Source organism: Sinomonas sp., from assembly GCF_051955515.1.
Classification (GTDB): Bacteria; Actinomycetota; Actinomycetes; order Actinomycetales; family Micrococcaceae; genus Sinomonas.
In genome coordinates this window covers 1-4,813 of the sequence record NZ_JBQCGQ010000244.1, presented here as the reverse complement: position 1 = coordinate 4,813, position 4,813 = coordinate 1, and the positions used below count along the sequence as shown (strand labels likewise).

The window sequence follows — 4,813 nt, the reverse complement described above, 5'->3', positions numbered from 1 at the left end:
AGGGGCAGCGGCTCGACGTCACCGACAACGCGGACAGGGTCGATTCGGCCGCCGCGGGCGCTACGTCCACCGTGGCGGACGTCGACACGTTCTTCTCCGCCCTCTTCCAGGGCAAGCTCATCTCGGCCAAGAGCCTCGCGGAGCTGGAGAAGCGGCCCAGTCTGGCGCCTTACGCGCTCGGCGTCTGGACGTGGCCGGACGGATGCAAGGGCGGCACCAGATACGAAGGTCGCGGGGGTCTCTGGGACTATTTGACGTTCACCGCCGCCTCCGACGATGGCCGCTACGTTGCCACCATGACGGTCGTCCCGCCACCCCTGCCGACCGAACTGGAGGGCTCCGCGGGGAACGCCCAGCGAGACCTATGGAGCGGGCAGATGGAAAGCGTCGTCAACGAGACGCTCGACCGACTCTGCCTGAACCCGGATTGAGCCCAGAACCCGGCTTGAGCCCAGAACTCGAAATGAGCGCCATCTCAGCCGGGGTCCTCATCGTTGGCGACCTCTTCGATCCAGTCAACTGCCTCATCGGAAAGCAGCACCCCGGACGGCAACTTCTCGCCGTTGTGCTCAATAAGCCAGTTTCGCGTCTCGGGCCGCAATTTCGGCCACCATTCCCGGATGTCCACGAGTGCCGTGCCTTTCAAACTAGCCCACGTGGACCCAGGGGCGCTGGGTCACGTCCGGAACGGCTTGACGGAGGACTTCACGGGTGACGGGGGCGATTTCGCCTTCGCCGAAGAACATGAACCGCAGTAGGTTGCGCACGGGATTGCCTTCGGTCCACCGGAAGTAGATGTGGGGCATGAGCCCGGTGACGTCACGGATGTGGAGCAGAACCGAGGCGATGGTGTTGGGAATAACGGGCCCGTGGACCTCGAGGATCCGATATCCGTGCCGCATGACGCCGTGTACTTCGAGGTCGGTTTCGAAGTCCGAGGAGTCGTCCACAATGACCTCGAGGAAGAGGACATTGTCGTCGAGCGGAAGATGGCTGACCTCGTTCGCGGACTCGAGCTTGTCGCGATAGGCCTGCCCGGTCAGTCGGAGAGGTTCATGGGCAATGATCTGAAGCGGCCCGGATTCGGCTGAGGCGATGAACTCGATCGCCTTCTCGTCGAAATGGATGCTGGTGGCGTGGAGCTCAAAGGAGCGCTTGGCGCGGGAGATGAAGGAAATGACGACGATGGCCGCAATGAAGATCGCCGCGATCTGAATGCCTTCCGGCCGTTCGATCATGTTCGCACCGGTCGTGTAGACGAAGACGACCGCGATAATCCCGAAACCGATGGTGAGCTTGCGCTGCTGCCGGTGCCGCGCGGAAAGGGTGACGGCGATCGCCGCGGACGTCATGAGGACCAGGACGCCAGTCGCATAGGCGCCGCCCTGGGCGTCGACATTGGCGGCGAAGATGAGCGTGATGAGGAACGCGACGAACGTAAACACAAGGACGAGCGGCCGAGTGGCCCTGGTCCACTGCGGCGCCATGCCGTACCGGGGCAGATAGCGCGGCACGAGGTTGAGCAGGCCGGCCATGGCGGAGGCGCCGGCGAACCAGAGGATCGCGATCGTGCTGATGTCGTAGGCAGTGCCGAAGCCGACGCCAAGGTATTCGTGGGCGAGCAGCGCGAGCGCGCGCCCGTCCGCAGCCCCACCGGGCTCGAATTCCTTCTGCGGGATCAGGACGACGCTCGTGAAGCTGCTCGTGATCAGGAAGGTGCTCATGATGAGCGCCGCCGCGGTGAGGAGGCGCTTGGTGCCCCGAATGCGCCCCACAGGATTCTCTTCGGTGTCAGTCGCGTCCCCGCGGATCTGCGGCATGACGGCGACGCCGGTCTCGAACCCGGACATGCCCAGGGCCAGCTTCGGGAAGACCAGCAGGGCAACGGCGACCATGAGAACCGGGTTGCCCTGCGAGGTGGTGAGCGCCTGCCACCAGTCGCCGACTTGGAGGGGGTGGGTGAGCGCCTCTCCGAGCGTCACGATGACGAGGATCGCGTTCAGGATGAGGTAGAACCCCACGAGGACGACGGCGACGCCGATCGCCTCGCGGAAGCCGCGGAGGAACACCGCCGAGAGCAAGGCCAGGAGAACGAGGGTCACGCCGATGTTCTGCCCCTGCAGCCAGCCGGGCATGAGCGGATTGGCGATCAGGTGCGCCGCGGCGTCGGCGGCCGAGAGGGTCATGGTGATCATGAAGTCCGTGGCGGCGAAGCCGAGCAGGGCCAGCACGAAGAACTTCCCGCCCCAGCGGGGCAGGAGGCGTTCGAGCATGGCGATGGACCCGGACCCGCTGTGGCTCTCGACCGAGACCCTCCGATAGACGGGGAGCGCGCCGAACAGCGTGACCGCGACGAGCACGATTGTCGCCAGAGGTGAAAGCACGCCAGCGGCGACCACGGCAATGGCAGGCGCATAGCCGAGGGACGAGAAGTAGTCCACGCCGGTGAGGCACATGACTTGCCACCACCGGTGCTTTTTCTCATGTACCTGCGGGACCGCGTGAGGCCCCTGGTGGATGGCCTGGGTCTGATGCAGGTCATGCAGGAGCCATGCCCTGAAGGACCCGCCCCTCGACTTCTTCTCCGCTCTCGGCTCTGCCGGCGGCCGGCTCAAAGTAGTCACAGGACAACCTCTCTGCACTCTTCCCGCTCTTCACGACGGTGGGAGCCTACCCGGCAATGGCAGGGGTGGAGCCGGGGGTTAACGCGATCTTTATGCCCGGTGTAAAGGGGCCGCAAAGAAATCCGCATACACCGTTAGGAATCAGCAAAAAGGGCCTGAGTCCAAGAATCTCCGCGTTTCACTCGTTCCACAGTGGCCGCAGGGTGCGGCTCATGGAAGGGGCAGTGTCATGGCCGATGTGGCCGTCGTGGCGATCTTTCTGGTGCTCGCGGGGCTCGTGATGTGGTGCTTGTCCGCCCTGTCGAAGCTGGTGGACGGCAAATGAGCAGCGACGTCCTCGCTTGGGGCCTGCTGGGTCTCTTGGCTCTGGCCCTCTGCGTGTATCTGGTGGACCAGCTCTTCCGCCCGGGAGGGAGGTAGGCCGTGCCCTTCAGCATCCTCTCCTTCGTCACGCTGCTGACAATCCTGATCGTTGCGCTGGGCGCGGTGCACCGTCCCTTGGGCGCGTACCTCGCCAAGGTCGCGGACGACGACGGCCACCTCGCCTTCGAGCGCCGGATCTACCGGGCCGCGGGCATAGGCCCGAACAGCGAACAGACCTGGAAGGGATACGCGCGGAGCGTCGTCGCCTTCTCGGTGGCGGGCGTCATCCTGCTGTACCTCGCACAGCGCCTCCAGCCGATCCTGTCAGGCGGGCAGCTTCCCGGGGTGGACCCGTGGGTGGCGATGAACACTGCCATCTCCTTCATCACCAACACGAACTGGCAGGCGTACGTCCCCGAATCGACCCTCGGCTTTGTGGTCCAGATGGCGTTCCTCGCGGTGCAGAACTTCGTCTCGGCCGCGGTCGGCATCGCGGTCGCCTTCGCCCTCGTGCGCGGCCTCGCCCGCAAGGGAACGGATTCGCTCGGCAATTTCTGGGTCGACCTGACCCGCATCACGTTCAGGGTCCTGCTCCCGCTCGCGGCGATTGCCGCCGTCGTCCTCGTGGTAACCGGTGTCGTCCAGAATTGGGGACCCACCGCCGTGCACAACACGATCACGGGCGTCTCGCAGACGATTCCCGGCGGCCCGGTGGCCAGCCAGGAGGCCATCAAGGAGCTCGGCACCAACGGCGGCGGCTACTTCAATGCGAACTCGGCCCATCCGTTCGAGAATCCCAACGCCCTCACGAACATCTTCGAGGTGTTCCTGCTCCTCGCCATCCCGTTCTCCCTCCCCTATACGTTCGGGCGCATGGTCGGGAACCGGAAGCAGGGCTACACCATCCTGACGGTCATGGGGTCGCTATGGCTCCTCTCGACCGGATTCATGGCGTGGGCGCTCTCCGTCTGGCCGAACTTGGGCGAGGGCCTCGAGCAACGCTTCGGGCCCGCCGCGAGCGGCGTCTTCGCGACGGCGACGACGCTCACCTCGACCGGCGCCGTCGACGCAGCGCACGACTCGCTTCCGCCGCTGGCTGGCGGCATGGCGATGTTCAATATGATGCTCGGCGAGGTCGCGCCCGGCGGGGTCGGTTCGGGCCTGTACGGGATGCTCATCCTCGCCATCGTTGCCGTGTTCCTCGGCGGCCTCATGGTGGGACGCACCCCCGAGTATCTGGGCAAGAAAATCCAGGCCAGGCACATGACGCTCGCGGCGCTGTACCTCTTGGTGACGCCGGTCCTGGTGCTCGCGCTGACCGGGGCCGCGGTCCTGATCCCGTCTGCCGTCGCAAACGCGCCCTCGCAGGGACCGCACCAGTTCAGCGAACTCCTCTACGCCTTCACGTCTGGGGCGAACAACAACGGTTCCGCGTTCGCGGGCCTCACCGCCTCGGACCCGATCATCTCCTCGCTCATGGACGTCGCGATGTGGGTCGGACGTCTGCTGCCGATGGTCCTTGTCCTGGCCCTCGCCGGGAGCTTCGCGGCCCAGGAGCCCATCCCGCCCTCGCCCGGCACCCTCGCCACCTACGGGCCGCTCTTCGCCGGCCTGCTGGGGACCGTCACCGTCCTCTTCACCGCCCTGAACTACTTCCCGGCGCTCGCGCTGGGCCCCATCGCAGAGGGAACCACCAGATGACCACCTCGCACGACACGCGTCAGGGCGTCCCCGCCCAGCCCCAGCCCGCGCACCGCCATCGCGGCCAGATGCCGCCTCGACGCGTGACCGAGCTGTCCGGCCACGCCTACAAGCAGGGCAGGGTT

4 protein-coding genes and 1 pseudogene are annotated in these 4,813 nt (G+C 65.9%); 3 read left to right on the top strand and 2 right to left on the bottom strand.

The window, feature by feature from the left end; translation table 11 throughout:
* Positions 1 to 431: pseudogene (locus ACTHL9_RS14600) on the top strand (serine hydrolase domain-containing protein); the annotation flags it as partial.
* 44 nt (positions 432 to 475) lie between these two features.
* Here the strand turns inward: ACTHL9_RS14600 and ACTHL9_RS14595 are convergent.
* Together ACTHL9_RS14595 and ACTHL9_RS14590 are read right to left on the bottom strand one after the other, a co-directional pair.
* Positions 476 to 628, bottom strand: a complete 153-nt coding sequence (locus tag ACTHL9_RS14595) for a hypothetical protein (protein WP_440520015.1) — start codon at positions 626 to 628, stop codon at positions 476 to 478.
* 19 nt (positions 629 to 647) lie between these two features.
* Complete coding sequence (locus tag ACTHL9_RS14590; RefSeq protein ID WP_440520014.1) at positions 648 to 2,624, bottom strand: amino acid transporter; 1,977 nt, start codon at positions 2,622 to 2,624, stop codon at positions 648 to 650.
* A 321-nt stretch (positions 2,625 to 2,945) separates the two neighbouring features.
* Here ACTHL9_RS14590 and ACTHL9_RS14585 point away from each other — a divergent pair, with 321 nt between their 5' ends.
* A complete protein-coding gene (locus ACTHL9_RS14585) occupies positions 2,946 to 3,044 on the top strand; it encodes a potassium-transporting ATPase subunit F (protein WP_440520013.1) in 99 nt (32 codons plus the stop codon).
* Between the two features lie 3 nt (positions 3,045 to 3,047).
* A complete protein-coding gene (kdpA, locus tag ACTHL9_RS14580; protein WP_440520012.1) occupies positions 3,048 to 4,688 on the top strand; it encodes a potassium-transporting ATPase subunit KdpA in 1,641 nt (546 codons plus the stop codon).
* The last annotated feature ends 125 nt before the right edge of the window (positions 4,689 to 4,813 follow it).

What these genes read in the sequence shown, in the direction of transcription:
- ACTHL9_RS14585 (WP_440520013.1), top strand. Translation starts at nt 2,946, where the DNA reads ATGAGCAGCGACGTCCTCGCTTGGGGCCTGCTGGGTCTCTTGGCTCTG.